Below are 26276 nucleotides of genomic sequence, written 5' to 3' on the forward strand. Positions count from 1 at the left end.
TGATGTGAATCGGTTTACTTCATGTATCAGAATTTGAAAGCTATGAACACGATAAGAACAGTTTTAGTTGGATTGATTGCTGGAATAAGTGGTGCTCTGATCGTCAACCATCTTGATGAAAAAGAAAATGCGCCAACCTCAGAAGTACAACAGACCGAAAAGGAGGAACCATCTCCTCAGATGAGGCAAGTTTCCTATTCCTCCATGATACCTAATGAGAACTTCATTGAAGCTTCCGAAAAAAGCACCGGAAGTGTTGTGTTCATACAAACACTTAGTGAGATCGAGTATCGAACCGGAGGATGGATGGACTGGTTTTTTGAGCCCAGATCATCTCAGCGGGTAGGTAGCGGATCCGGGGTGGTTTTTTCACAGGATGGATACATTGTTACGAACAATCATGTGATTATGGATGCAGATGAAATCACCGTAATCGCAGGAAAGAGGAGTTACGAAGCAGAGCTGGTTGGGAGGGATCCAAGCACCGACCTGGCAGTTGTTAAAATTAATTCAAACGACCTCCCAGTGATTGATAAGGGTGATTCTGAACAAGTAAAAGTGGGTGAATGGGTGCTAGCAGTAGGGAACCCATTTAACCTAACATCCACAGTGACAGCCGGAATAGTCAGTGCAAAAGGACGAAACATCAATATTTTGAGAGACAAATTTCCAATTGAAAGCTTCATCCAAACAGATGCCGCCATCAATCCTGGAAATAGCGGGGGTGCACTGGTAAATGCTCAGGGCAAATTAATCGGTATCAATACCGCCATTCTCTCCAGAACGGGTTCTTATGCCGGATATGGATTCGCTATACCTGTGAATATTGTCAAGAAGGTGTTCAATGATTTAGTAAAGTATGGTGAGGTCCAAAAAGCTTTTACGGGAGCTGAGTTTATCGATATCGATAGTGAGCTGGCTTCACGCATCGGAATAGAAGATTTGGATGGGGTGATTGTTGCGGAGGTAAAAGATGAAAGTGCGGCAGATAAGGCAGGATTGAAAAAACGAGATGTGATCAGAAAAATAAATGGTAAGCAGATTTCAAATAAAGCAACACTTGAGGAGCTCATTGCAAAAAGTTATCCGGGTGACAAGCTAAATGTGGTGGCACAAAGGGATAGTGAGATGATTAGCAGGGAAATGGTGCTGACAAACAGAGAAGGTACCACCAGCATCATAAAAAGAGATATCTATTACTCAGAGGACCTGGATGCGAACTTTGAAAGCGTACCCAAAGTGGAAAAAGACCTGCTCGGTATCAGTAGCGGAGTGAAAGTCGTTGACTATAAATCCAATGGATTCTTTGCCGGATTGGGTATTCCAAAAGGGTTCATCATCACTCAAATAAATAACCGATCCATCGATAAGCCGGAAGAATTGGCCAACGTATTGTCAAACATCCGTGGAAGATTCGATGTAATAGGTATAGATGAAAGAGGAAGAAAGGTGTACTACCCGTTTAGACGTTAGGCAGTACGCATTTTAAGTTTCTTCTTTAACTCATCCACTGAATACCGGAATTTGGAATCCGTATCCATCATATCATTGACTGATTGAAGGGCATGGATAACTGTGCTATGGTCTCGTCCTCCAAAATGATACCCTATTGATTTCAGGGAGTGATTGGTATAATCTTTAGAAAAGTACATAGCTACCTGACGAGCAATGACAATTTCTTTTTTTCGTGTCTTGGCTTTTAGGTCATCCTGACCAACATGGAAATATTCCGATACAGTTTTTTGTATGTAGTCAATACCTACTTCAGAATCAATTTCTTTTACGATGTTTTTGAGCACTTTCTTGGCCAACTCAAGATCCACCTCTACTCGCATCAGCGAAGCATGTGCGATCAATGAAACGACCACTCCCTCCAGTTCACGAATATTGGTATCTACCGTATAAGCGATATACTCAATCACCTCCTCAGGAATATGAATCCCATCTTCCTGAATCTTTCGCTGAATGATAGCCATTCTCGTCTCAAAAGCCGGCTGCTGAAGATCCGCAGTAAGTCCCCATTTAAATCTGGAAACTAAACGCTCTTGTAAGCCTTTCAAGTCCTTCGGTGCACAGTCACTGGTCATTACAATCTGCTTACCGGATTGGTGCAGATGATTGAATATGTGAAAGAAAATCTCTTGTGTTTTCTCTTTGTCTCTTAGAAACTGTACGTCATCTAAAATAAGAATGTCAACACCCCGGTAGTAAGAGATGAAGCTTTGTACGTTATTGTTCTTTAACGAATCAATAAATTGATTTGTAAACTTTTCAGAAGCTACATAAATAATTTTCTTAGACGGATCGTCTTTTTTAATGTGGTTGCCAATCGCCTGAACCAGATGTGTCTTCCCTAAACCCACTCCACCATAAATCATCAATGGATTAAATGAAGTGATTCCCGGTTTCTTAGCAACTGCATATCCTGCAGAACGGCCAAGTCGGTTACAATCACCTTCTATGAAGTTCTCAAATGTATAAGTAGGGTTTAAATTATTTTCACTCTTGAGATCATCGATAAATGCAGTATTCAACCCCTTACCATTACTTCCATTACGATCTGCTAGGTTGTTGATTTTCAGGGGAGTGGCACTGGATTTCTTGGAATCCTCGTTTTCCACGACAACAGAATATTCCAATCTTGCCTCCTCTCCCATCTCTTTGGCAATTGCCTCTTTCAGGATATGCACGTAGTGTTCTTCCAACCACTCGTAGAAAAACTGACTCGGGACTTGAATCGTAAGAACGTTACCCTCTGTCTTTAAGGGGTTTATGGGCTCAAACCATGTACTGAAGCTTTGGTTGGGAATACGCTCTTTTATGTACTCAAGGCAGTTTTTCCATATTAAATCGTGCATTTTCGATTAGCGTTATTAGTGGTTTATTACTTTGGCTTAGGTGACCCTTTTTTTCTGAAAGGGCATCAAATATGTTTGATTTTTTTTTCATAAAAAAATGGATTTTGCCCTTGACTTTTTCAAATGGTTTCATATGTTCATATAATGGCATTTTCAATTGAAAATTCTTTGAAAAATACAATTTTTCTAAACATCCCTTTTCTGGTCTAATTTCGTAAAACAATCATCGCAAAGAGAGAATATTTTGAAAGATTTAAACCTTGATATATTTCCTAAAATCAATAAAGGACAATGGAAAAAGCTGGCTGAAAAGCAGTTGAAAGGAGGTGATCCGGATGAGCAATTGATATGGGAAAACAATGCCGGCATCAACCTGGAAGCCTATTATGATCAGACTGATTTATCAGGACTTCATTACCTGACGGATTTTTTCTCCGGGCTAAAACCACATCGATGGAAATTGTATGAGGAAGTAAAAGTCGCGGAGGATATAAAGAAGACCAACGAGCAAATTCTGAACGCGCTGATGGGAGGGTGTGATGGTGTGATTCTTTCGATTGAAGATGCGGACCTAATAGAGGGTGCCCTGAAAGAAGTTGATGAAACCATCTGTGATGTCTCAATCCGCTCAGAAAGAAAAATCAACGCTAAAGGCCTTTCCGGAATGATGATCATGCCTGAAGGCAACTGTCAGCTTATAAAAGAAGCCGATGATCCTGTCAAACAGCTTCTGGAAATACTTGATTCCGAAAGAGCAGAATACATTTTTAGAAATGCCTTCCCGGATTTCTTTCTGGAAATTGCAACCGTCAGAGCTTTAAGGTTTCTGGTGAATGATCAAGGCAATAAAAACACGCATATCCACACTCACATCCCCCGACATCAATCAGATGAACACCAATGGTTCCTAAACACCACAGCGGGTCTGGCCAGCATTTTAGGGGGTAGTCATTCGGTTGACTTTACCACGGCAATTGGTGATCCAAGGATTAGCAGGAATACCGGTAATCTTATTCGGGAAGAAAGTGGAATTGAAGAATATTCAGATCAATGTGGCGGTTCCTTTTATATAGAGGTACTCACAGACAAAATCATAAATGGTGTAAAAGAAAAGCTGAAATAATGGGAAAAGAGAAGTTTATTCAGGATGGTTTTTCAGCAGGAACCCCTCCATTTTTGAGAGGTCCATATGCGACAATGTATACCTCCAGACCCTGGACTATCCGTCAATATGCTGGATTCAGTACCGCAGAAGAATCAAATGCATTTTATAGAAGAAACCTTGCTGCAGGCCAGAAGGGTTTATCAGTGGCGTTTGACCTGGCTACTCACCGCGGATATGACAGTGACAATCCACGAGTAAAAGGTGATGTAGGAAAGGCCGGAGTGGCTATTGACTCGGTTGAGGATATGAAAATCCTCTTCGATCAGATACCTCTGGATAAAATGTCTGTTTCCATGACCATGAATGGAGCAGTCATCCCTGTCATGGCTTTTTACATTGTGGCTGCTGAGGAACAGGGCGTTTCCCCGGAAATGCTTACTGGCACCATCCAGAATGACATCCTCAAGGAGTTTATGGTACGCAATACGTACATCTATCCTCCTACTCAATCGATGAGGATCATTGCAGACATCTTCGAATTTACCTCCCGACGCATGCCAAAATTCAATTCCATCAGTATCAGCGGGTATCACATGCATGAAGCTGGAGCAACTGCAGAACTGGAAATGGCTTTTACTCTCGCAGATGGATTGGAATATGTGAGAACAGGAATTGCTGCCGGAATAGATATTGATTCATTCGCACCACGGCTGTCTTTCTTCTGGGGTATCGGTATGAATTTCTTTACAGAGATTGCCAAAATGAGAGCTGCAAGGGTGCTGTGGGCCAGGATCATAAAAGACTTTGACCCAAAGAATGAAAAATCCATGGCATTGAGAACACATAGTCAAACCTCCGGCTATAGCCTAACAGCACAAGATCCTTATAACAATGTGGCCAGAACCACCATTGAAGCACTTGCTGCAGCTTTAGGACATACCCAATCATTACATACCAATGCATTGGATGAAGCCATTGCTTTGCCGACTGACTTTTCAGCTAAAATTGCTCGTAATACGCAGATTTACTTACAAGAGGAAACCAACATTACAAATGTGGTAGATCCGATGGGCGGGTCGAAACATGTGGAGAAGCTTACCAACGACCTGATTGAAAAAAGCTGGGAAATTATTCAGGAGGTAGAAGAGATGGGTGGGATGTCTAAAGCAATCGAGGCGGGATATCCTAAAATGAAAATCGAAGAGGCTGCCGCGCAGAAGCAAGCCCGAATTGATTCTGGTGAAGAATCTATCATAGGAGTTAATAAATTCATCACCGATGAAAAAACGGAGATTGAATTGTTGGTAGTGGATAACAATGAAGTTCGCAAGAAGCAAATCGACCGAATCAATCGAATCAAATCTGATCGGGATGAAAAGAAGGTGCAGGAATGCCTTTCAAAACTTGAAGAAGGAGCCAGAAATGATGGAAACCTACTCGAACTAGCTATTGAAGCAGCAAGGGAGCGAGCTACCTTGGGAGAAATTTCTCTCGCCATGGAAAATGTTTTTGGTAGATTTCAGGCCACAAATCGAACAATCTCAGGTGTGTATTCATCAGCAATTAAAAATAACGAAGACTTCAAAAAGGCATTAGAACTATCGGATAAGTTTGAAGAGTTTGATGGAAGACGTCCCCGAATCATGATCGCTAAGATGGGACAGGATGGACATGATAGAGGTGCAAAAGTAATTGCCACCTCATTCGCCGACCTGGGTTTTGATGTAGATATCGGTCCTTTGTTTCAAACTCCGGAAGAGGTTGCAAAGCAGGCAATAGAAAATGATGTGCACCTGGTTGGGGCTTCTTCATTGGCAGGAGGCCATACCACACTTATTCCTGAGCTGATCGAAGAACTTAAAAAACAAGGCAGAGAAGATATTTTGGTAGTTGCCGGAGGAATAATACCGGAAAGTGACCATCAAGAACTGCTTGATAAAGGCGTTACTGACATTTTTGGACCGGGAACCATTATTTCAAAAGCAGCAATTAAAATTCTTAACAAGCTGATGACCTGATAGTTCCTGCTTTTCAATAACTTTAATCGTAAGAAAATCCAATTAAGAATGAAATACTTCCAATCCGCCATGGTGGTAGTGCTGATGCTATGCTTCACCATTACAAATGCACAATATCAGAAATACATTGAAAAAGCTGATGAAGAGTACGAAGATGGAGACTACTCCTCGGCCAGAAAACAAATAGAGAAGCTCAAGAAGAAAGCGACTAAAAGTCTGAGCTATAATAACCCATTTAATGCCATTGGACTTATAAAAGAAGCCAAGATTAATGTGGGTCTTGGGGAGCTGGTAAGTGTGATGAAGCCATTGGAAGAGGGTATTGCGATGAGCGAAGAAGTAAATGGTGTAGAAAGCGCTGAACATGGATTCATTCTCATGGAAGCCTCCGGAGTACTAATCTCCTATGGTAATTACCAACTTGCGAGTGAATTTATCGACAAGGCGACTCAAGCCTTCGAGGCATCAGGATCACTGATTGAAGACATCAAAGCTGTACTGGATGTGCAGCGTGCGCAAGTGCTCTCCGGAAAAGGGTTCTATAGTAAGGCAATCAAACTAGTAGACAGCCAGACTGACTACTACTTATCAAGAGCTATGTCCACCGAAGGCGATAAGGATCAAATAGAAGAGCGGAAAGAAGAGTTCGCTAAAATGATGATTGTAAAAGCGAATTCATTTCGAATGATGGGTGACTATCAGTCGGCAGACTCAGCTTTCATCACCAACCTCCGCTGGGTGGACGAAAATCTCAAAAAAACCCACCTTCTTTGGGCTAGAAATGCTTTCTTAAATGCCAAACTGTTAGAAGAAAATGGCTTGGCTGTGGATGCACAAGCAAAGCTCTATGAAGATGCTTATGTTCAGGCTATTCGAAAATACCAGTACTCGCACAACGCTGTAATGACCATGCAGGCGAATTTAATGCGAGCCCTTTACCAAAGTGATAAAGGTGCGAAGCTTAAGATCGTTTCTGCGGATTTTAAGAAATCACTGAGGGAGTTTGACAAAACAAGTATTTTCAACCTGGCAGAAGACAAGATGAATCTTACATTTGATCTGGCGGACCAGGACATCAAAAAGATGGAAAATGCAATCAACGAAATGCTGGCGAGTCCTACCATTCCCGAATTTCATTCCGAGCGTATCGAATTGTTGGAGTTAGCAAAGAAAGTGTCGCTGTATGCAGGACAACACAAAAATACCGAAGCATACGACACGGAAATATTACGGATTAAAGAGTTTTTGCTTGGTACAGATGCTCCCGAGTATCACCTCACCCAAACAAAAATTGCTAATTATTATGTGGATTTCACTGACAAGTTTACCGAGGCGAAAGAGATTTATGATAATAGCTTTCATGCGATCGTAGAGCCTGAAATTACCAAGGGTCATGTGGACTATTTAGACATCATGAACCACCTCGCTAAGTTTTATGAGGAAACAGACAACTACGCTAAGGCATCAGATATTTTGGATGACGCTCTACTCGCTGCACGTGTTAAATACGACAACCTTGACATTGAATATGGGAAAGAGTTAGAGAAAATTGCCGGGCTTCAGATAAACATTGGGGAGTATGAGAAAGCTACTCAAAACCTGGAAGAAGCAATTAAGATCATGGAAGATACCAAAACTGCCGAGGCAAAAAGCTACCTGTCCTCTGCTTTTATTACAAAAGCCAAGCTTCTATCCATTAAAGGCGAGTACGATGCAGCGGAAGATCACATCTATGATTCAGAGGACCTGAGAGAAGAAGGAGCACTCACAACCGATGTGACCGGACTGAGCTATCAGGACGATTTGGGTGCGCTCTACACGAATATCGGACGGTATTCTGATGCCACTGATTTATTAACAGCGTCATTGAAAGAAAAGACCGCACAGTTTGGAAGCAATAGTCGTCACCTCAATCAAACCTTAGTTGCAAATGCAAAGTTGAACCTGATCAAAGGTGATTATACTGCTGCTGAGCAACAAGCCAGAAAAGCCAATACGATTGCCACCTCTATTTTCGGGGAGAACTCTTCGAAAATAGTGCCATCAATGTTGAGACTAGCAGATGTCTACACCACAATAGGTGATTATGACAAAGCAGAAACACTATTGAAGAACTCAATCAGAATTCAAAAAGACAAATTCGGACCGGAGCATGTAGACGTAGGTAATTCCACATCCAAGCTGGCATTGGTGTACTTCTATCAGGATAAGCCACTGACCCAGATTCAATCACTATTCCAGGAAGCAGAAAAGATTATTGGTAAGAAGTTAGGCTCTAATAACCCTACGTATGCTGAGATTCTTAAGAATATGGCGATTGCCAATATAGCAGAAGGAAACTATTCGCTTGCCTTCACTTATTTAAATCAGGCTGAAAGCATCTGGAAAAACAAAATCGGTAAGCGAAACAACATCAACGCGGCTACAGCGCTTGTGCTAAAAGGAGACATTTTCTATAAACAAAAGAACTACTCGAAGGCAAAGGATTATTATGAAGATGCCCAAAAACAATACAAAAGGGTATTTAACGATACACACCCGGAATATGTAAAGGTAAAATCGAAGCTGAGCAAAACGTACTTTATGCAGGCTGATTATAAAGGAGCTCAGGATGAAATGGAGGAGGTGCTCGCCAACTACAAAAACTTCATCCAGGAGTACTTTCCTGCTTTGAGTGAACGTGAAAAAGCGAAGTTCTGGAATACAATCAAAGGTGATTATGAATATTATAATACCCTGATTGTCAGCAGAAACAGAAGCTCCAAATATATCGGGGAGCTGTACAACAACGCCCTATTAACTAAGGCACTTTTGCTTAACTCGTCCATTAAAGTTCGTCAGCGAATCATGAATAGCAATGATGAAGAGCTTAAACAGATGTATTCCAGTTGGATCGATGATAAAGAGCTTCTCACTGCGGCACTCTCTATGAGTCAGCAGGATCTGATAGACAATGGGATAGACGTTGCAGCACTCTCGCAGAAAGTTGAATTACTGGAGAAAAACATCAGTTTGAAGTCCGAAATCTTCGCCCAAAGTGCAGATAGTAGAACGGTAACATGGGAAAATGTAAAAAGTGCACTCGGTGAAAATGAAGTTGCAATCGAAATGGTGCGTTTCCGAGTGTTTGACCATGTGTTTACTGATTCGGTCATGTACGCACTGCTTTATGTTCAGGGAGACAAGAGGTCAGAGCCTAGAATGATATTACTGGATAATGGTGAAGAACTTGAGAGCAGATACCTCAAATTCTACCGTAACAGTATCAAATACAAAGTTGAAGATAAGTATTCCTATGAGCAGTTCTGGGCACCTATTGCCGAACAAATCGGTGCGGTAGCCACATTGTACCTGTCTCCGGATGGTGTCTACAACCAGATCAACCTGGAAGCAATCCCTACACCTGATGGCAGGTATGTGCTGGACAACTCCAACATTCTATTGATCAGTAACACCAAAGACTTATTCCTGAATAAGATCCAAACCAAAGTGGTTGCTGAAAAGCAATATGCGATGATGTTTGGAAATCCGCAGTTCTATCTTCAGACTCAACCTGGTCAGCCGCTCGCTACTTCGGGACTGACCCGTGCCACAGCGGAGGTGGTCTCTCCTCTACCGGGCACAAAAGCTGAGATTGAGGAACTGGATGACCTATTGGATAGAAAAGGCTGGACTACAGATAAATTCACCGAGATTAAAGCCAGTGAAGCATCCATTAAAGAGGTATCCAACCCTCGTGTGTTCCATGTCGCCACTCACGGATTCTTTAAAGAAGCCGCAAAAGCGGATGCTTCCGACCAGGAGTATAATGAGAACGCAGCTTATGATAACCCGCTTCTTAAAACAGGCTTGCTGCTTGCCGGAGCAGGTGATATTCTGAACCAAACCCAGTTCAATTACAATGTGGATAATGGTATCCTAACTGCCTATGAAGCGATGAACCTTTCCTTGGATCAAACAGACCTTGTGGTGCTTTCCGCATGTGAGACAGGACTGGGTGAAGTGCAAGCCGGGGAAGGTGTTTACGGTCTTCAACGGGCATTCCTGGTGGCCGGTGCACGTACGATTATCATGTCGCTCTTCAAAGTAAGTGATGAGGCCACACAGCAACTCATGGTGAAATTCTACAGAAAGTGGATTGAGACAGGAAACAAACGTCAATCCTTTATCGATGCGAAGAAAGAGATTCGAAATGAATACCGAGACCCGATCTACTGGGGACCATTCGTGATGATCGGATTGGATTAAGGTTATGGAAATTTAAGATTTTGAAAGGGCACCTGAGGGTGTCCTTTTTGTTTACCTAGAATGTTACTGAATGTAATTGAGGTAAATCAATTCTGTAGGCCAGGGTTCAGAGTGACTTTCTAATTAAGAGCAACTAGCAAAAAATGCTAAGTCATGCTGAATTTATTTCAACATCTACAAACTTCAATTGTCCTAACTTATTGTCACAGAAGTAACTTCCGCAACAGAGGGAGGATCGCTTTATTTGTGTTAACGCAGTATTGTCTCGGAAATAACTTTCGCGACAAAGAGATTCATTTCTATTTCACCAGAGTCCGCTAACCCGAATCTCAGTCCAAGGGTGACTTTGAGGGAATGGAAAGCTTCTCTCTAATATCATGCATGGACTTACCCCAGAAGATAAATGAACTATTATCAGAGAAATGAATTCTAAATAAGTTTCTGATAATTGGCGATACCTTCACAACTGCAGAGATATTCTTTTTTTGTTTTTCTTGAACGCATTTTCGATCTCCAAGCATCCCTCAATCAAATAAATGTAATTGGTCATTCGTAACTGAAAAGCATTAAGTAAAATCACAAAAAATGAGACTATATAGGAAATTAAAGAAGGACTAAGCATAACATATGTAAGTGTTACAGCGCCTGTTGTTACAAATGTTATTAGTCCAAGATTTCTATTACCTATGCTTAATTCAACTCTACTATTTATCATTTATAGTATGTCTATTTGTCTAACTGGCCCTCCTTTGCAACGAGTGCTACAAAACATCACTATTAATTTGTTTGAGACTCGAAACAAAAACAAAAAACCCTGATCCATCCGGACCAGGGTTTCTGAAAATTTGTTCTATAAGAAGCCTGAAGGTTACTCCCCTTCTTCTTCTTTATAAACTTTAATTCCGTTTCTCTCAATGATGTCCTTTTTCAGGATTTTGAAGTCTTCCACTTCAGGATTCATCTGGATTGCCTCTTCAATAGCTGTCAAAGCATCTACAATCAATCCGTTTTCCTCGTAGTAAGAAGCATAGATCACTTTATTAAGCGGGCTGTCCTCATCTACCTCAGACTTAAGAGTTCCAAGGCTCTCTTCGTACTGACCAGGATTATCAGGTCGCTTAATTGCGATATCTCCGGAAGTCACATCGGTGTTTTCTTTAGCCTTCACATTGATGATCCAAAGGCCTTCCTCATTCTTCATTTGATCCGCTGTGAAATCAAGGGTTATGGCATTTCCGGAAACTTCTTCCTTCATGATCTCCTCATCGAAAATATTTTTCACTGTTACGATGAATGTATTTTCTTCCATTCCTTCAGGAGTATCCCAGTTTAGGATTGCTTTATCTCCAAGTACACTTGCATCTTCGGCAGGAATCAATACCTGAATCTGCTCATCTCCAGCAAGCGCTCTGGAAACCGCTCCTGTAGCATTTAATCGAGCTCTGTAGTTTGGCTCGTCTTTCTCATTCATCTTTTCAGCTAAGAATTTGGCATATCTGCTAGAAACACTTGCAGACTTGGTGTTTACCATTTTAGCTAAGTCAGATACTTTTTTAGTTCCCGGTGTTCTTACCTCTAGCGTTTTACCGGATTTGTGCATCAAACCGATGTAAGCACCTTGTGAAGCAATCAACTCATCACCTTCGCTAAGTGTAGCACCGGTTTTAAGTGAAACTGCCGAGGTAGCACCTTCTTTTTTAACTTGGTTCTGGCCTTTATTAGCCAATACTCTAAATGTGTATCCTTGTCCGTTGGCAAATCCAACGCAGAATACAAGCATGATTGTGATAGCGATAGAAACAAACTTTCTCATAATAGTTCCAATAATATTTGGCGTTTTTAAAATTTATATTCGTGATACTCTAAACAATTCTTTTCTTCCTTCTTTGGAAAGTGAGTTTTTCACTACTCCGTAGAAGACCTCTAGACCATCGCCCGATAGGGCAACAGCAAATAATAACAATGTAAGATCCAATTTGAAACTAAATATATCCATGAAGTAAATCATGATATAAACAATCCCCACAAATTCGACTAACTGGATGAGCTTCGTGATACCATCGTACCATTTTGGCAGCTTCTTATATATCCATGAAAAAGCCATGATATTTAAGAAAAGAATAACAAAAGCGACTGTTATTTTCTGCCATTCTTTTAAATAAAAGATATAGTCTTCATTCAAAATCATGGAAACAATATTCGCGTGGATCACTCCTCCATACATGTCAGGGAAAGCACGACCGATGTATTCTTCATTAAGCGGAGTGAAGAATTTATCTTCAAAATTTTCTCTATCCCCTAGATATTCTCCTAAAAAGCAGAAAATCACAACCTTATCTGTAATAATATCTGGCACGTAATTCCCACCAAAAACATCTCCTACATCCAGTGCATAGTATTTATTCCCAAATTTGGTTGCGCCATAATCAATTACATTCCCTCTGTAATTAATCACCTCCACTTCATTTCCCCGGTCAAGAAATTTTTGAGCTTTCTCAGCATCATAATATGATGCCAGTTTCACTCCAAGTGCAATATGATTCTTTCCGGAAACATCCTCTAATTGAGGAAAGAATTCACGACACATCTTCAAATCTTCCTGAACATCCGCATCAGTAATAAGATTTGCAAAAGCCGAATCCGAATTCCATGTAAACATTGGATGTGAAGTCCTTATAGAATCATCAATTTCCAAAGTTTCAGGATCTGGAAGTAGTTGAGTAACCATCACTAGATTTTCTACACGTCCAAGCGCCTCCATCAACATCATGTCCCCCAGTGTATCTTCTTTCGGTAAATCGAAGAAAGAATCCACCCCGATCACAGCCGGATTATGTTGGCTAATTGAGTCGATCATCATGGCAATTCCAGCCCGAGACTCTAACCCCATATTCACAAGAACAACTCGTTCGTCTGCAATGGGATCATCCAGCAATTGGGAAAAATAGATGTCTGTAAACTCCATGTCCCCAAAAGCATCTCCAATTGGATCAAATATGTCAAAGACCTTAAATGCTGATACCAATGTAAAAGTGGCCATCAGCGCGATTATAAAAAACGTTCCCAGGATTACATCCCGCCAGAATCTTCTAAACATTGTCTATTCGTTGGTGAGTTAGTCAGTTAAGATTATATATGCAATTAAAGCATTTTACACTAACGATCACAATTGTTCTATTAGAAGAGTTCAATTTTTTCTTCAAATTACGCAATAAAAACTGACTTAATCGTCTTATGGATTCAACTTTTCGGCGAACACCTGATATTCATCTACAAGACTTAATAGATGGACTATCACAAGGAAACAGGGTTTTTCTGAGCAAGGCTATTACGTTGGTAGAGAGCAAGCGAGCAGATGACCGTAAGCTCAGTGCTGAGCTAATTGATAAGATTACAGGAACCGGCAATAAAAGCCTCAGAATTGGCATTACGGGTGTTCCCGGCGTGGGAAAAAGCACCTTCATTGAAGCATTCGGTAAAATGCTGACGAGCAAAGGAAAGAAGGTGGCCGTCCTTTCCATTGACCCAAGTAGCAACCGAACCAGAGGCAGTATTCTTGGTGATAAAACCCGGATGGATGAATTGTCACGAGATCCTAATGCCTTCATTCGACCTTCTGCATCCGGATCTAGTCTGGGTGGAGTTGCATCGAGTACACGAGAGACTATTTTAATCTGTGAAGCGGCCGGGTTTGAGATCATCATAGTTGAGACCGTGGGCGTGGGCCAAAGCGAGACGGTTGTCAAAGACATGGTTGATTATTTCTTACTTCTCATGCTAGCTGGTGGTGGCGATGAGCTTCAAGGTATCAAACGGGGCATCATGGAAATGGCCGACCACATCCTTATCAATAAATCAGATGGAAACAATCTGGAGGCAGCAAAAAAAGCCAAAAAAGAATATGCAAACGCTGTTCATCTGTTTCCCCCCAATGAAGCTGACTGGACGGTACCTGTGGGCTTATGCTCAGCAATCGAAAAAACAGGAATTGAAGAATCCTGGAGTGAAATTGAGAAATATGAGACGCAAACGAAATCCAACGGATGGTTTGATGAGAACCGAAAACGCCAATTGATCAAATGGTTTCATGAACGCCTTCATGCCAGATTGGAAGAGGATTTTTATGCTCAGCAGAATATCAAAGCAGAAATCAAAAAAAGGGAGGAGCTGATCTCCTCCCAGAAATTATCTGTTCGTAAAGCTGTGGATGAGCTTTTTAGTATTTAAAAGCTATAATTCAGACTTACATTATAGTTCCGACCAGCCGCATTATACCCTGCTATAGCCACATAATCTTCATCGAGGATATTATTTACCGCAGCTGAAAGTCTGAACCTGTTGAAAGCATATGAAGTCTTGAAATCCAGCAAACCAAATGCTTCTCCATTCACTTGTACGGTCTCGAAAGTGTTACTATCAAAATACTGAAGCGCACGATCTCCAGTATATAGGTAACTCAACCGAGTGGATAAGTTTTCCATAGGACGAATAGTAATGGAAGTTCCTAACTTATGGGTCGGGATACGGTAGGCAGTCTCATTATTCAACCTTCGTGTGTAGGTATAGTTGGCTGACCAGCTTATCTGATCATTGAATTCGTATTCACCACTTACCTCTACTCCATCCGTTTCAATTACACCATCTGCATTGGCATATTGAAATTCTGAATTGTAGATGATCAAATTTTCATCTTTACGATAGAAGTAGACAATATCCGACCTGAGCTTTTCACCCAGAAGAGAAAAACCTCCTTCGGCAGATTGAGATTCTTCAGGAGATAGATCAGGATTTGCTCCAAAAGGTCCATAGAGTTGTGTTAATGATGGTGCAATGAAAGCGGTTGCATACGAACCAAACACTTTGACATTGACCGCCTCCGTTTGAAGCAGGTATGACGGATTTACATTCCAAACAAAATTTTCACCGTAATCACTATGGATGTTCAATCGCCCTCCAAGCTGAACTGAAAGATTTGAAATATCATAGATGACAGTTGCATACGGATCGAACATATTGAAATCAAAAGTTTCAAAATCAGGCTGCTCAGCATATTGAAAACGCTGATAGTTTGCTCCTCCAATCAACTTGATTTGATCAGATAAATTTTGATTGATGACCACATCCGCCTGATGGCTTTTTGCATCATAGTCTGAAAGTCCAAAATCTGTCAGGAAGAAACGGTCGAGTTTATTGATGAAGATTTTGCCTTGAATGTTTCCACCTTCCCATCTGTATGACGGCCTGATTCCTCCTCTCAGCTGGCGGTATTCGGAAAAATTTGTCTCCGAATCAGCGAATGCACTTGCGTCGAAATCGGTCTCGAAGAAATCATAGGAAACCGTGACCCCAAGTGAAAATCGCTCAGTAAAATCAATATCATACTTACCCAGCAGATTGAAACCTTCGAACCCATCATCATCAAAACTTCCACTTTCATCCTCATCTTTCGCAGCAGAAAATCCATTCGATTTTTTATACCCTCCATTGAAGACAAACGAAGAATTGCCCTGCGTTCCCGATACGCCAGCATTGGACTGAAAGGTATTGAAGCTACCATAGCTTGCTCCCACATTTCCTGAAAGCTGATCTTTTGAAGCCTGTTTGAGACTGATATTGATAACTCCCGCGGCAGCTCCCGTACCATAAAGCGTACTTAAACCTCCTTTTAGTATCTCAATGGACTCCACCTGATCCAGATCCAGCAACCTGAGATCGTAGGTTTGATCAATCCCGGAAGCGTCATTGAAAGGAACCCCGTCGATCAAAATCAATGTGCTTTTGCTTCTTGCTCCACGAACGAAATAATCAACATTAGTTCCAAGCGGACCAAAGTTGCCATCCATCTGAACACCCGGAACCTCATTGAGCAGGTCAGCAACAGATCTTGAGGTGCTTTGCTCAATATCCTTTCGTGTGATTTTAAAAATGGATTTCCCGGATTTTTCAACAGAAATTTCTGATTTGGTACCTGTCACTACCACTTCGTCCAATTGGACGGTCTTGAGGGTGTCCTGTGCCTTGACAGTCCAGCCCGTGCATAATAATGCAATGATTAATTGTGTTTTTCTCATAGAAATTTTAGTCACTATGAGCCTCGTAAGAAAGAATGGAGTAACCCCCTTCCTCTGCTTTCACCCGAAGCTAGAATGTTTAAAAAATGATATGGCAGGTCTCCTGGCTTGTCCGGTTTTGGCTTCCTTCCCATTCCGCCGGAGCGGAACAGTGGACTTAGATCAGGCCAAAACCCTAGATATGGACTTACAGTTGCGGGGACAGCTCCCGATTTCTAACCATGTTAGTCACGGGATTCCCATTTTAATCCAATGCTGTTGTCATCAGCACCGGAACCAATATCATCGCAATATTAACCAACTTCGTTTTGATCAGCTACTTTTGAGTGTATGAAAGAAATTAGCCTCATTTTTATCCTGCTTTTTGTGGCTTGCGGTCCCATTAGAGAAGAATCCGGATATGAGAACACGCGGCAGACTAAATATGCCAAAGGCTTTCATTTTGAGCTAAAAGAAGGGAAAAAGCTGCTGGTCGTAGATGAACCCTGGCCTAAAGCGGAGAATTCAATCTCATATTCGCTGGAATCCCCTATCGAGCGGTTGGTTGTTACTTCCACTTCCCATCTCCCCTACATTGAAATGCTGGGTGCTGCCGATAAAGTCGTTGGGTTTCCAAACCTTAAATACATAAGTTCTGAGACATTTATTGATCGTGGAGAAAAAGGCTTAATCACAGATCTTGGCCCTGACGGGAAAATCAATATGGAATTGCTCCTGGGCGTAAACCCGGACGCAGTGGTTGCTTTTGATATGGGGGGTGAATCAAGGGTGTTGGACAAAATCCAAGAGGCCGGAATTCCGGTTTATTATAATTCAGATTTTTTAGAGCAGTCCCCTCTTGGGCGTGCAGAATGGATCCGGTTTTTTGGAGCACTGCTCAATAAAGAAGCTGAGGCTGACTCCATTTTTGAAGCCATCGAAGAGGAATACTTACAGATGCAGAAACTTGCCTCGGAAGTAGAGGAAAGGCCCTCTATTCTTAGCGGAGTGGTTTACGGAGACACCTGGTTTTTGCCCGGTGGGAACAACTGGGCCGCTACCTTTTATCGAAACGCGGGCGGTGAATATTTGTGGGATGCTGATACCACCTCCGGCTGGTTGGAATTGAGCTTTGAAGTAGTTTACGAAAAGGCGCATAATGCTGATGTGTGGATCGGCACATCGACCCTGAATTCCAGAAATGAACTGATCAGCCAGGAAAGCAGATACGCAGACTTTAGGGCATTCTCCAATGATCAGGTATATAACTATAGCAAAAAAATAGGTCCGAATGGGGGATATGACTTTTTCGAATCCGGGTACTCCAGGCCTGATCTGGTTTTATCAGACTTGATTAAAATTTTGCATCCTGAGTTGCTCCCTGATTACGAAACGGTTTACTTCGAGAAGCTGCCATGATTGAATCTCAATTAGATGAATCGCGAAAAAAGTGGAAAGGAGTATTCTTATTACTCCTAATTCTACTTGCTATGGGATTTGTTCTGAGTATCTCAATTGGTTCAGTGAATATTCCGTTTGGTTACATCTGGAATTATTTTTTTAGCAATACTGATAATCAGGTTTGGGACAACATCATCCATAATTTTCGCATTCCAAAAGCTGTCACCTCCATTCTTGCCGGAAGTGCCTTAGCAATCAGTGGTTTGCAAATGCAGACACTATTTAGAAACCCATTAGCCGGACCATTTATTTTAGGAATCAGCTCAGGTGCTGGTCTGGGAGTGGCACTGGTCATTTTCCTGGGGGTGTGGCTGGGTGGGTTTTTAGAAATGACCGGACTTGGACGAAGCTGGTTGCTTGTTGGCGCATCTGGGCTCGGCTCATTTACGGTTCTATCCATCGTATTAATTGCTTCCTTCCGTATCCGGTCAGGAATTTCTTTGCTCATCATCGGGCTAATGTTTGGCTCAGCTGTAAGTGCTATCGTGAGCATACTTCAATACTTTAGTCAGGCTGAAAATATTCAGGCTTATGTGATCTGGACATTCGGTAGCCTGGGTAGTCTTTCATGGAACGAGCTTTATGTGATGCTACCAGTCATCTTATTATCACTATTGTTTTCCTTTCTACTTTCCAAGCCTCTGAATGCGCTCTTGCTTGGAGAAAACTATGCCGAATCACTCGGTTTGAATTTAAAGCAAGCACGTATGCTAATTATCATCAATACCAGCTTGCTGGCAGGAACAGTGACTGCTTTTTGTGGCCCCATTGCTTTCATTGGATTAGCTGTACCGCATATTGCACGAATGTTATTCAATACCGGCAACCACCTTCTACTCACGCCATTGGTTATTCTCCTCGGTGGAATTATGCTGCTCTTTTTTGATATCATCGCTCAGCTACCCGGAATGGATGAAACCCTTCCTATTAATGCGATCACTTCGTTGTTTGGGGCCCCATTCGTAATCTGGCTGATTTTGCGACGATCTAATCTTAACTATAGATTCTGATGGCACTATTAGACATATCAAATCTTGGTATTGGATATCCTCCGGGTAAAAAGCTGATGGAAGAAATAAATCTGTCTCTGGATCATGGTCAGTTAATTGGTTTGGTAGGACAGAATGGAGTGGGCAAATCAACGCTTATTCGTACCATCTGTGGTCTCCAGCCGAAATTATCAGGGAAAGTGTTTCTGACCGGTGACCAAATTGAAGAACTACCGGCTAAGGAGATCGCGAAAAAAATAAGTGTTGTGCTTACAGGACGTCCGGAATCGCTCAATCTGTCAGTACTTGAATTGGTGGCGCTTGGAAGACACCCCTACTCAGGCTGGCTTGGAAATCTCAAATCATCAGATCGGGAAAAGATTGAAGAAGCAATTTCACTCATGGAAATCAATTACCTGGCAAAAAAGCGTTTGTATGAGCTGAGCGATGGGCAAATGCAAAAAGTAATGATTGCCCGCGCCCTGGCTCAGGAAACCGACCTGATCATCCTGGATGAACCTACCTCCCACCTCGACTTAAAGAATAAAATTGATGTTCTTCAACTGCTTCAAAAAATTGCAAAGTCCGGAAAAGGAGTATTGATATCTACTCATGAAATTCAACTTTCGGCTCAAGTATGCGATCTTTTCTGGTGCATGGATTTTGGACAAAAAATGCTCGTAGGTGAGCCTGAAAAAATAATTGGGAGCGGTGAATTGCAGGATTATTTACATATCCCAAAATCTACTTTGCTGTAAAGAATTACGAAAAAAGAAAGGGACCCTGGCGGGTCCCTTATATATGGGTGAGATAATCGTAACCTAACCTAACCGAATAGAAACGTGCCTTTGCACGCTAACTCACCCATTTCACCTAATCACCAATATGTGGTACGTAAATAACCGAAAATAGATTGAGAAGGTTTAAATATTTTTTTGTCAACCCTTTGACAAACGGCCGACTATCTGGTTAACTTCAATAATCGAGGACGGAATAACACCGTATTATTGACCTTACAAGTGCATTAAATGCAAAAAATTATCATCATTGGAAATGGGGTAGCAGGTATCACAGCCGCACGTCACATTCGAAAAAAATCGGATGATCAGGTAACTGTTATATCCGGGGAGACGGACCATTTCTTTTCCAGAACAGCACTCATGTACATTTACATGGGCCATATGAGTTATGAAAACACCAAACCTTATGAAGATTGGTTTTGGGAGAAAAATCGAATCGACCTAAAAAGAGCGTGGGTGAAATCGATCGATTTTGATGGTAAGAAGGTGCATTTTGAAAGTGGTGAGTCTCAGGAATATGATAAGCTGATCCTTGCCACTGGAAGTCAGTCCAACAAATTTGGCTGGCCTGGTCAGGATCTGGAAGGTGTGCAGGGACTCTACTCCTATCAGGATTTAGAGCTAATGGAAAAAAATACCGAAAATATTGATCGGGCGGTCATTGTTGGAGGTGGTTTGATCGGTGTGGAAATGGCTGAAATGCTTCATTCCAGGCACATCCCTGTTACCTATCTAATTCGCGAAAAACATTTTTGGGACAACATGCTGCCTCAAGAAGAGGCCACTTTAATTGATCGACATTTATTTAAGCATGGGATTGATCTCAGACAAGAAACAGAATTAGCAGAAATTATTGATGATGGAAGCGGTCGGGTGAAGGCAGTAAAAACGAAGGCGGGTGACATTGTGGAATGTCAGTTTGTAGGACTGACCGTTGGAGTTCACCCTAACATTGATCTGGTAAAAAATTCCAAAGTAGAAACTGACAGAGGGATTCTTGTGGATGAATATCTTCAAACCAACATTCCTGATGTTTATGCGATTGGGGATTGTGCGCAATTAATAAACCCACTACCCCACCGACGAGCAATAGAGGCAGTATGGTATGCCGGACGCATGATGGGCGAAACAGTGGCTCAGACGATTACCGGAAATAAAACAAAGCACAAACCCGGCATTTGGTTCAACTCTGCAAAGTTCTTTGATATAGAATATCAGAATTATGGGATTGTCTTACCTCAATGCCCCGAAGACTCTGGTTCTTTTTACTGGGAGTCTGATAACCATGAAAAATGCATCAAGATCATTTATAAAAAAGACTCTCTTGAAGTACAGGGAGTCAACTTATTTGGCATTAGAAACAGACATGAGGTTTGGGATAAATGGTTAAAAGAAAAACGACCACTTGATTACATCATTTCACATTTGCCGGAAGCCAATTTTGATCCCGAGTTTTATACGCATTGGGAGAGTGAAATTCAAGCCAAATTCAATGAGCAGTTCCCTGAGAAAAAAGTTGGGGTGAGAAAGAAAGGATTTTTAGAAAAGATTTTTAGCTAAAAAAGACCTTTCAGGTTTCTAAAACCTAAAAGGTCTAAATATCAAAATATGAAAGCAATCAGATATACAGGACTCATTTTATTTCTCTTCTCACTAGGGTTATTTCTGGGAAGCTTTTTAATGTCTAGCTTCAGACTAGATGAAAAAACATTCAATGCAGTTGTTAAAAAGGAGCATCAGAAAGTATTAAAGCCTGAAATCCAGACCCTGTTCGGAAAGGAGTACAAAAGCAGCATTCCATTTGTAAAAGATATCAATCAAGCGATTGAAACTGTTAATAAGGAAGCCAGATCCAATCAGGAGTGGGACAAGGTGATCTACGATGATTATGCGGGTTCACTAGCAAGGAGTTCTGCGACAGGACTTGTACCGGAAAATAAGCTGTTCTTCTTCATTCTCATTTACATCGTGGGTGCGATTGGTGCGCTCATGTTTATTGTTCCTCAGGTGAAATTGAATGGTCCTCCGGGAATAAAAAACAATCGGATTTTTCATCATGCACTCAATAACCGGGGGTGGATGGGTATTCTGACTGGCGCCTTACTTATTGTGTTCTACATTCTTCTTTACTTCCACCCTGTATACATCACCAACTGGATTATCATTGTTGACCCACTTCAGAAATGGATCAACCCTTCAGCGAATTCCAGTCAATGGTTTTTATATGGCTTCTTGTACACTTTCGCTGTATTGGTCATGGGTGTACGCATGATCATCAAATACCGTCACAGCAAATACCAGATCTTTCGTACCTGCTCGGTCATGTTCTTTCAGCTGGCTTTTGCTTTCCTCCTACCTGAAATCTTAGTGAGACTCAATCAGCCCTATTTTGACTTCAAAAACATGTGGCCACTGGATTACGACTTCTTTGATGCCTGGCACATCAACACCCTCACCTCTGCCGGCGGTTTAGGTGTTTTCATGTTTGCATGGGGCATTTCACTCTTCGCAATAGGCGTTCCCGTATTTGTCTACTTCTTTGGCAAAAGATGGTATTGTAGCTGGGTTTGCGGATGCGGTGGACTGGCTGAAACTGCAGGTGATCCGTTCAGACAGCTTTCTGATAAGTCCACTGAGGCGTGGCAGATCGAGCGGTACCTGGTTCATGGTGTATTGGTATTCGCTGTAATCATGACCGGACTGGTACTTTATAACTTTTTCGGGGGAGACTTTTACTTCACTTTTCACAAGTGGATCGTATTGGGAATTGTTGCTTTGGTTGGGGTGACTCTGTACGTTCTTCACAGAAAGTTTTATTCATCCATGTCTGGAAAAAAGGTCAGAAATGTGGTTGTAGGGATTGTGGGGTTCTTTGCACTTGGAGTGATCCTTAGTGAAACATCAGTTTTTGCAAAATACATGCCCGTAGATGGAGATGATTTTGGTTTCTCTAGCGGCAATATCCGTACAGTATACGGATTCATGATCGGTTCTATTTTCTCAGGAGTGGTTGGCACAGGATTTTATCCTTTGATGGGAAACAGAGTATGGTGTCGATTTGGATGCCCGCTCGCGGCGTACCTGGGGCTGGTTCAGCGATTCAAATCAAAATTCCGAATTACGACGAATGGAGGTCAATGTATCTCATGTGGCAATTGCTCCACCTATTGTGAGATGGGAATAGATGTCAGATGGTATGCTCAAAGAGGACAAAATATCATTCGATCCAGCTGTGTTGGGTGTGGTGTATGCTCCGCCGTTTGTCCGCGAGGCGTCCTTAACCTCGAAAATCGAGACGAAGATGGACGGTTTAACCAACCTATTTTGCTGGGAAACGATAGTATTGAGGTTTCAAAATGAGTATTCATGAAAAAAGCAATCACACTAATCACATTATTTATTTTGGTAGGGACTGCAATGGCCGGTGGCGGATGGACCAAGAAAAAAGGAACAGGTTATTACAAAGTATCACACTGGTGGGTAAATGCGGCGAAAGAATACACCTTCGATGGAAATACACAGACTTCACCAAAAGAAGGCATTTTCAATACCTCCATTTTCGCAGAATATGGAATCACAGATCGATTCACCGGAATCATCAATCTTCCGTTTAGTAAATCAGCGAACAATCTAGAATCTATCTCTGGTATTGGCGACACAGATATCGCATTTAAGTACCGCATTACTAAGCCTGAAAGCAAATTTGTATTAGCATCTACATTACTATTTGGATTACCTCTTGGTGAAGATTCTGGCGGGTCCAATGGTACGTTACAGACCGGAGATGGAGAGTTTAACCAACTCATACGATTGGACTTAAGCAGATCCATCCCTCTTGGAAAGGTGAATGCCTATGCTAATGTTTATGCCGGGTATAATAATAGAACCAATGGTTTCTCTGACGAAGCAAGATTCGGAGCTGAAGTTGGTGCTGGTTTTTTAGATAGCAGAGTCTGGACGATTCTTCGTATTGATGGCATAGAGTCATTTCAAAATGGAGATGAGTCAACTGCCGCTAGTGACGGTGCAACCGTTTTTGCCAACAATACAGAATACATAGCCACTACTTACGAAATAGCAGGTTACATAACAGACAAAATCGGCGTTACCGCAGCGTATGGGTCAGTTTTAAGCGCTTCTTTGATCTTTGCCAGTCCCTCCTATTCCCTGGGTGTATTTCTAGATCTTAAATAGTTACTCATAGCAAGAAAAGTGAAACTCATCTCTTTTTTGGTGATTGACTATATGTGTGAACAAATCAAGTAAAATGCATAGTTTGCATCTATGCATTTTGAAAGTCTTCAGCCTTCAGATCGTTTAAAAAGTCTGGTAAAAGAGTACTGGATTTATGAAAATGAAGATGGCTTAATGACTGAGCAAAAGATTATTCCTGACGGGTACAGCGAAATCATCATTCATTACGGCGACTTGTATCAAGTCAATCTACACGGAGACTGGGAAACGCAATCACGTATCCTTTTTTCCAGTCAGATCACTAAATACTTTTATTTAAAGAATATCGGGAAATCAGGAATGCTAGGAATCAAACTTTATCCTTCTGCATTCTATTCTCTTTTTGGAATCGATTTGAGTTCCACTATTAATCAGGTCCTTCCTCTTGAGCAATTACTCTTTAGCGACCTTAGCGAATTACATGAAATCACGAAAGAAAATCTTGAATCCATTGATCGAGTGAATCAGGCTGAAGAATGGCTTCAAAAACAGCTTTTAAAACATGAGCCTCAAGCTAAAACTGATCGATGTATCCATAAGATTTTTGAAAAAAAGGGAATGATTGATATAGCTGAGTTAGCTAATGATATTCAATTAAGTACTCGCCAGCTAGAGCGTATGTTTAAAAAAGTTATTGGCCTGACACCAAAGTTTTATTGTCGGATCATACGATTCAACCACATATTTGAAGTGATTAAGAATCATAAGGATTCCTGGATACGCACAGCTCTGCAATCTGGCTTTTTTGATCAATCTCACTTCATAAAAAACTTCAAGGAATTCACAGGAGAAGAACCCTCGAACTATGGTTTTGATGAGAAAAATCTTGCTAATTTCTTTCTGAAAAAGTAGGTGTCGGTTTTTTACAATACCTGAATGTTTTCCTTATCTATCATTGTTTTAAAAAACGATGAAAAAGATCACGCTCTGCATTTTTGTGTTAGCAATCACTCAACTAACATTTGCTCAATCAATCAAAGATTTAAAATGGCTGGAAGGGAAATGGGAACGTCAAAATGTCAATCCTGGAACCAGCGCTTTCGAGGTTTGGAAGAAAACCAAAGACGGGTATGAAGGCTGGGGCGTCTCCATGAAGGGAACCGATACTACTTTCGTGGAAAAACTGAAAATCGTAAAAGAAGATGGTAATATGTATTATGTGGCAGACGTCAGTGCTAATGCCGAGCCCACCTATTTCAAAATCACCTCGGTTTCGGAAAATGGATTTGTGAGCGAAAATCCTGAACATGATTTCCCTAAGAAAATTGAGTACATCCTCGAAGGAACCCGAATGACTGCTATCATTTCGGCAGGTGAAAAAAAGATGGGTTTTGTGTTTGATAAGGTGGAGTAAAAGCTACAATTCCCGCCACATCAAATAATGCATAGTTCCATATTTAACATTGTGTTGGTCCATCAGTACCTATCATTTACAATCATAGCTCAGTAAAGTGATGCCTGATTCGGTGATGACGTTGTTTAGGCGCAGGTCTGTCCTTCGCTCGATCCCGGCAAAGAGGGGTTTACCCTGACCCAGCACCACCGGAAAGACGGCCAGTAGCAACTCATCAACCAGTCCAAGGTTCATAAAAGTGGTGATCAGGCCGGATCCACCGTAGAGCCAGATATTTCTGCCTGGTTCTTCTTGTATTTCCTTCACCCTGGTTTCCAGGTTTCCACCAATAACCTCGGCATTGGCTGATAATGGGCTAAGCGTATTGGAAAAAACATATTTCTTTTTGCTATGTACTGTTTCCCATAGCCTTCTGTCAGCTGATTCAGCGTCGGAAGCCGGCTGAAACTCACCCCATTTTTCATAGCTTATCCGACCATAAAAAATAGTGTCAATCTCCTCCAGAAATTGAAAGAGCTGTGAACTACCATTTGAGCTTTTCTCTCCAGTGTCCAGCCAGTCTATTTCTCCATTGGGTCCTTCTATAAATCCATCCAGGGTTACTGCCAGATTTAAAACGATCTTTCTCATATACTTTGATTTTTATTTATCCATTCTTTTTTATTGATAGTCATATTTAAGGCGGTCCATTCCCGACTCCCCACCCGAAATATTGCATGTTTTTCAGCGTTGAATTGAAAGCCGCATTTTTCATAGCACCTGATCCCTGCTAGGTTCCATTCAAATACATTAAGCTCCACGATAGAAGCTTTGTGCTCTCCAAAGGCAGTTCGAAGCAGTGCTGCAATCACTAATTGGCCGATCCCCTTTCCACGATTTTTGGTATCACCAATAACTAGCTTATCAATTTTGTATATGCGTGGACCAGTCTTTTTAAGTTCTGCGTGACCAATGCATCCACCCTGTGTTTCAATGATAGAAAGCGAATGGCTGCTAGCATCTTCGAAATATTTCCAGAGTTGTTCTGTCGTGAGTGGATAAGTGAAATCAGTTCCGGCAATGGTTACCAGCAGCTCTTCATTATCAATCCAGGCAATCAACTTTTCAAAATCGGACGGTTGGAATGTTTCCAGTCGAATCATTGGTTTTTGTCGTCAATA

19 protein-coding genes and 1 riboswitch are annotated in these 26276 nt (G+C 41.5%); of the genes, 13 read left to right on the forward strand and 6 right to left on the reverse strand.

What is annotated here, in order from left to right:
- Positions 1-42: 42 nt before the first annotated feature.
- The gene (locus ACOQON_RS13650; protein ID WP_420575972.1) at positions 43-1473 is read left to right on the forward strand and encodes a S1C family serine protease; all 1431 of its coding nucleotides are present in this window, start codon (positions 43-45) and stop codon (positions 1471-1473) included.
- Here ACOQON_RS13650 and dnaA read toward each other — a convergent pair.
- Positions 1470-2858, reverse strand: coding sequence for a chromosomal replication initiator protein DnaA (dnaA, locus tag ACOQON_RS13655; RefSeq protein ID WP_420575973.1), 1389 nt, complete (start codon positions 2856-2858; stop codon positions 1470-1472). The two genes, ACOQON_RS13650 and dnaA, sit on opposite strands and share 4 nt — an antisense overlap.
- A gap of 244 nt (positions 2859-3102) precedes the next feature.
- Between dnaA and ACOQON_RS13660 the strand changes: the two genes are divergently transcribed.
- From ACOQON_RS13660 to ACOQON_RS13670, 3 genes are read left to right on the forward strand one after another with little or no spacing between them, the layout of a single operon-like run.
- Positions 3103-3981: a methylmalonyl-CoA mutase family protein gene (locus ACOQON_RS13660; protein ID WP_420575974.1), complete on the forward strand. Its 879-nt coding sequence runs from the start codon at positions 3103-3105 to the stop codon at positions 3979-3981.
- Positions 3981-5981, forward strand: a complete 2001-nt coding sequence (gene scpA, locus ACOQON_RS13665) for a methylmalonyl-CoA mutase (RefSeq protein ID WP_420575975.1) — start codon at positions 3981-3983, stop codon at positions 5979-5981. The genes ACOQON_RS13660 and scpA overlap by 1 nt, the downstream gene beginning before the upstream one ends.
- A gap of 48 nt (positions 5982-6029) precedes the next feature.
- Complete coding sequence (locus ACOQON_RS13670) at positions 6030-10229, forward strand: CHAT domain-containing protein (protein ID WP_420575976.1); 4200 nt, start codon at positions 6030-6032, stop codon at positions 10227-10229.
- A gap of 868 nt (positions 10230-11097) precedes the next feature.
- Here the strand turns inward: ACOQON_RS13670 and ACOQON_RS13675 are convergent.
- Both ACOQON_RS13675 and ACOQON_RS13680 read right to left on the reverse strand, forming a co-directional pair.
- On the reverse strand, positions 11098-12042 hold the full coding sequence (locus tag ACOQON_RS13675) for a hypothetical protein (RefSeq protein WP_420575977.1): 945 nt from the start codon (positions 12040-12042) through the stop codon (positions 11098-11100).
- A gap of 33 nt (positions 12043-12075) precedes the next feature.
- Positions 12076-13326, reverse strand: a complete 1251-nt coding sequence (locus tag ACOQON_RS13680) for a CHASE2 domain-containing protein (protein ID WP_420575978.1) — start codon at positions 13324-13326, stop codon at positions 12076-12078.
- A gap of 137 nt (positions 13327-13463) precedes the next feature.
- Here ACOQON_RS13680 and meaB point away from each other — a divergent pair, with 137 nt between their 5' ends.
- The gene (gene meaB / locus ACOQON_RS13685; protein ID WP_420575979.1) at positions 13464-14456 is read left to right on the forward strand and encodes a methylmalonyl Co-A mutase-associated GTPase MeaB; all 993 of its coding nucleotides are present in this window, start codon (positions 13464-13466) and stop codon (positions 14454-14456) included.
- Here the strand turns inward: meaB and ACOQON_RS13690 are convergent.
- On the reverse strand, positions 14453-16300 hold the full coding sequence (locus tag ACOQON_RS13690) for a TonB-dependent receptor plug domain-containing protein (protein ID WP_420575980.1): 1848 nt from the start codon (positions 16298-16300) through the stop codon (positions 14453-14455). The genes meaB and ACOQON_RS13690 overlap by 4 nt on opposite strands.
- 75 nt (positions 16301-16375) lie before the next feature.
- Positions 16376-16596: riboswitch (cobalamin riboswitch) on the reverse strand.
- 34 nt (positions 16597-16630) lie between these two features.
- On the opposite strand from ACOQON_RS13690, the gene ACOQON_RS13695 reads away from it, so the two are divergent.
- The 8 genes from ACOQON_RS13695 (at position 16631) to ACOQON_RS13730 (ending at position 25116) form a co-directional block, all read left to right on the forward strand.
- Positions 16631-17698 (forward strand): ABC transporter substrate-binding protein, encoded by a 1068-nt coding sequence (locus tag ACOQON_RS13695; protein ID WP_420575981.1) that lies wholly within the window; start codon positions 16631-16633, stop codon positions 17696-17698.
- Positions 17695-18750 (forward strand): iron chelate uptake ABC transporter family permease subunit, encoded by a 1056-nt coding sequence (locus ACOQON_RS13700; RefSeq protein ID WP_420575982.1) that lies wholly within the window; start codon positions 17695-17697, stop codon positions 18748-18750. Before ACOQON_RS13695 ends, ACOQON_RS13700 begins: the two co-directional genes overlap by 4 nt.
- On the forward strand, positions 18750-19487 hold the full coding sequence (locus ACOQON_RS13705) for an ABC transporter ATP-binding protein (RefSeq protein WP_420575983.1): 738 nt from the start codon (positions 18750-18752) through the stop codon (positions 19485-19487). Before ACOQON_RS13700 ends, ACOQON_RS13705 begins: the two co-directional genes overlap by 1 nt.
- Before the next feature lie 270 nt (positions 19488-19757).
- Positions 19758-21089 (forward strand): NAD(P)/FAD-dependent oxidoreductase, encoded by a 1332-nt coding sequence (locus ACOQON_RS13710; protein ID WP_420575984.1) that lies wholly within the window; start codon positions 19758-19760, stop codon positions 21087-21089.
- 48 nt (positions 21090-21137) lie between these two features.
- Positions 21138-22889, forward strand: coding sequence for a 4Fe-4S binding protein (locus tag ACOQON_RS13715; RefSeq protein ID WP_420575985.1), 1752 nt, complete (start codon positions 21138-21140; stop codon positions 22887-22889).
- Positions 22890-22895: 6 nt separating this feature from the next.
- Positions 22896-23723 carry a hypothetical protein gene (locus ACOQON_RS13720; protein ID WP_420575986.1) on the forward strand — a complete coding sequence of 276 codons (828 nt, stop codon included), beginning with the start codon at positions 22896-22898 and terminating at the stop codon, positions 23721-23723.
- 90 nt (positions 23724-23813) lie between these two features.
- On the forward strand, positions 23814-24614 hold the full coding sequence (locus ACOQON_RS13725; RefSeq protein WP_420575987.1) for a DUF6597 domain-containing transcriptional factor: 801 nt from the start codon (positions 23814-23816) through the stop codon (positions 24612-24614).
- Positions 24615-24672: 58 nt separating this feature from the next.
- On the forward strand, positions 24673-25116 hold the full coding sequence (locus tag ACOQON_RS13730; protein WP_420575988.1) for a DUF6265 family protein: 444 nt from the start codon (positions 24673-24675) through the stop codon (positions 25114-25116).
- Between the two features lie 72 nt (positions 25117-25188).
- On the opposite strand, the gene ACOQON_RS13735 is transcribed toward ACOQON_RS13730, so the two are convergent.
- Together ACOQON_RS13735 and ACOQON_RS13740 are read right to left on the reverse strand one after the other, a co-directional pair.
- Complete coding sequence (locus tag ACOQON_RS13735; protein ID WP_420575989.1) at positions 25189-25746, reverse strand: dihydrofolate reductase family protein; 558 nt, start codon at positions 25744-25746, stop codon at positions 25189-25191.
- Positions 25743-26258 (reverse strand): GNAT family N-acetyltransferase, encoded by a 516-nt coding sequence (locus ACOQON_RS13740; RefSeq protein WP_420575990.1) that lies wholly within the window; start codon positions 26256-26258, stop codon positions 25743-25745. The genes ACOQON_RS13735 and ACOQON_RS13740 overlap by 4 nt, the downstream gene beginning before the upstream one ends.
- Positions 26259-26276 lie beyond the last annotated feature (18 nt).

The sequence above is a fragment of the Ekhidna sp. genome, assembly GCF_965221965.1.
In the GTDB taxonomy this organism is placed as follows: Bacteria; Bacteroidota; Bacteroidia; order Cytophagales; family Cyclobacteriaceae; genus Ekhidna.

Excerpts from the sequence above, each read along its gene's own strand:
- ACOQON_RS13705 (WP_420575983.1), top strand. The coding sequence starts at position 18,750 with ATGGCACTATTAGACATATCAAATCTTGGTATTGGATATCCTCCGGGT.
- ACOQON_RS13720 (WP_420575986.1), top strand. The coding sequence starts at position 22,896 with ATGAAAAAAGCAATCACACTAATCACATTATTTATTTTGGTAGGGACT.
- ACOQON_RS13680 (WP_420575978.1), bottom strand. The coding sequence starts at position 13,326 with ATGTTTAGAAGATTCTGGCGGGATGTAATCCTGGGAACGTTTTTTATA.
- ACOQON_RS13730 (WP_420575988.1), top strand. The coding sequence starts at position 24,673 with ATGAAAAAGATCACGCTCTGCATTTTTGTGTTAGCAATCACTCAACTA.
- meaB (WP_420575979.1), top strand. The coding sequence starts at position 13,464 with ATGGATTCAACTTTTCGGCGAACACCTGATATTCATCTACAAGACTTA.
- ACOQON_RS13675 (WP_420575977.1), bottom strand. The coding sequence starts at position 12,042 with ATGAGAAAGTTTGTTTCTATCGCTATCACAATCATGCTTGTATTCTGC.
- ACOQON_RS13725 (WP_420575987.1), top strand. The coding sequence starts at position 23,814 with ATGCATTTTGAAAGTCTTCAGCCTTCAGATCGTTTAAAAAGTCTGGTA.
- ACOQON_RS13715 (WP_420575985.1), top strand. The coding sequence starts at position 21,138 with ATGAAAGCAATCAGATATACAGGACTCATTTTATTTCTCTTCTCACTA.
- dnaA (WP_420575973.1), bottom strand. The coding sequence starts at position 2,858 with ATGCACGATTTAATATGGAAAAACTGCCTTGAGTACATAAAAGAGCGT.
- ACOQON_RS13735 (WP_420575989.1), bottom strand. The coding sequence starts at position 25,746 with ATGAGAAAGATCGTTTTAAATCTGGCAGTAACCCTGGATGGATTTATA.
- ACOQON_RS13650 (WP_420575972.1), top strand. The coding sequence starts at position 43 with ATGAACACGATAAGAACAGTTTTAGTTGGATTGATTGCTGGAATAAGT.
- ACOQON_RS13695 (WP_420575981.1), top strand. The coding sequence starts at position 16,631 with ATGAAAGAAATTAGCCTCATTTTTATCCTGCTTTTTGTGGCTTGCGGT.
- ACOQON_RS13740 (WP_420575990.1), bottom strand. The coding sequence starts at position 26,258 with ATGATTCGACTGGAAACATTCCAACCGTCCGATTTTGAAAAGTTGATT.
- scpA (WP_420575975.1), top strand. The coding sequence starts at position 3,981 with ATGGGAAAAGAGAAGTTTATTCAGGATGGTTTTTCAGCAGGAACCCCT.
- ACOQON_RS13690 (WP_420575980.1), bottom strand. The coding sequence starts at position 16,300 with ATGAGAAAAACACAATTAATCATTGCATTATTATGCACGGGCTGGACT.
- ACOQON_RS13710 (WP_420575984.1), top strand. The coding sequence starts at position 19,758 with ATGCAAAAAATTATCATCATTGGAAATGGGGTAGCAGGTATCACAGCC.
- ACOQON_RS13670 (WP_420575976.1), top strand. The coding sequence starts at position 6,030 with ATGAAATACTTCCAATCCGCCATGGTGGTAGTGCTGATGCTATGCTTC.
- ACOQON_RS13700 (WP_420575982.1), top strand. The coding sequence starts at position 17,695 with ATGATTGAATCTCAATTAGATGAATCGCGAAAAAAGTGGAAAGGAGTA.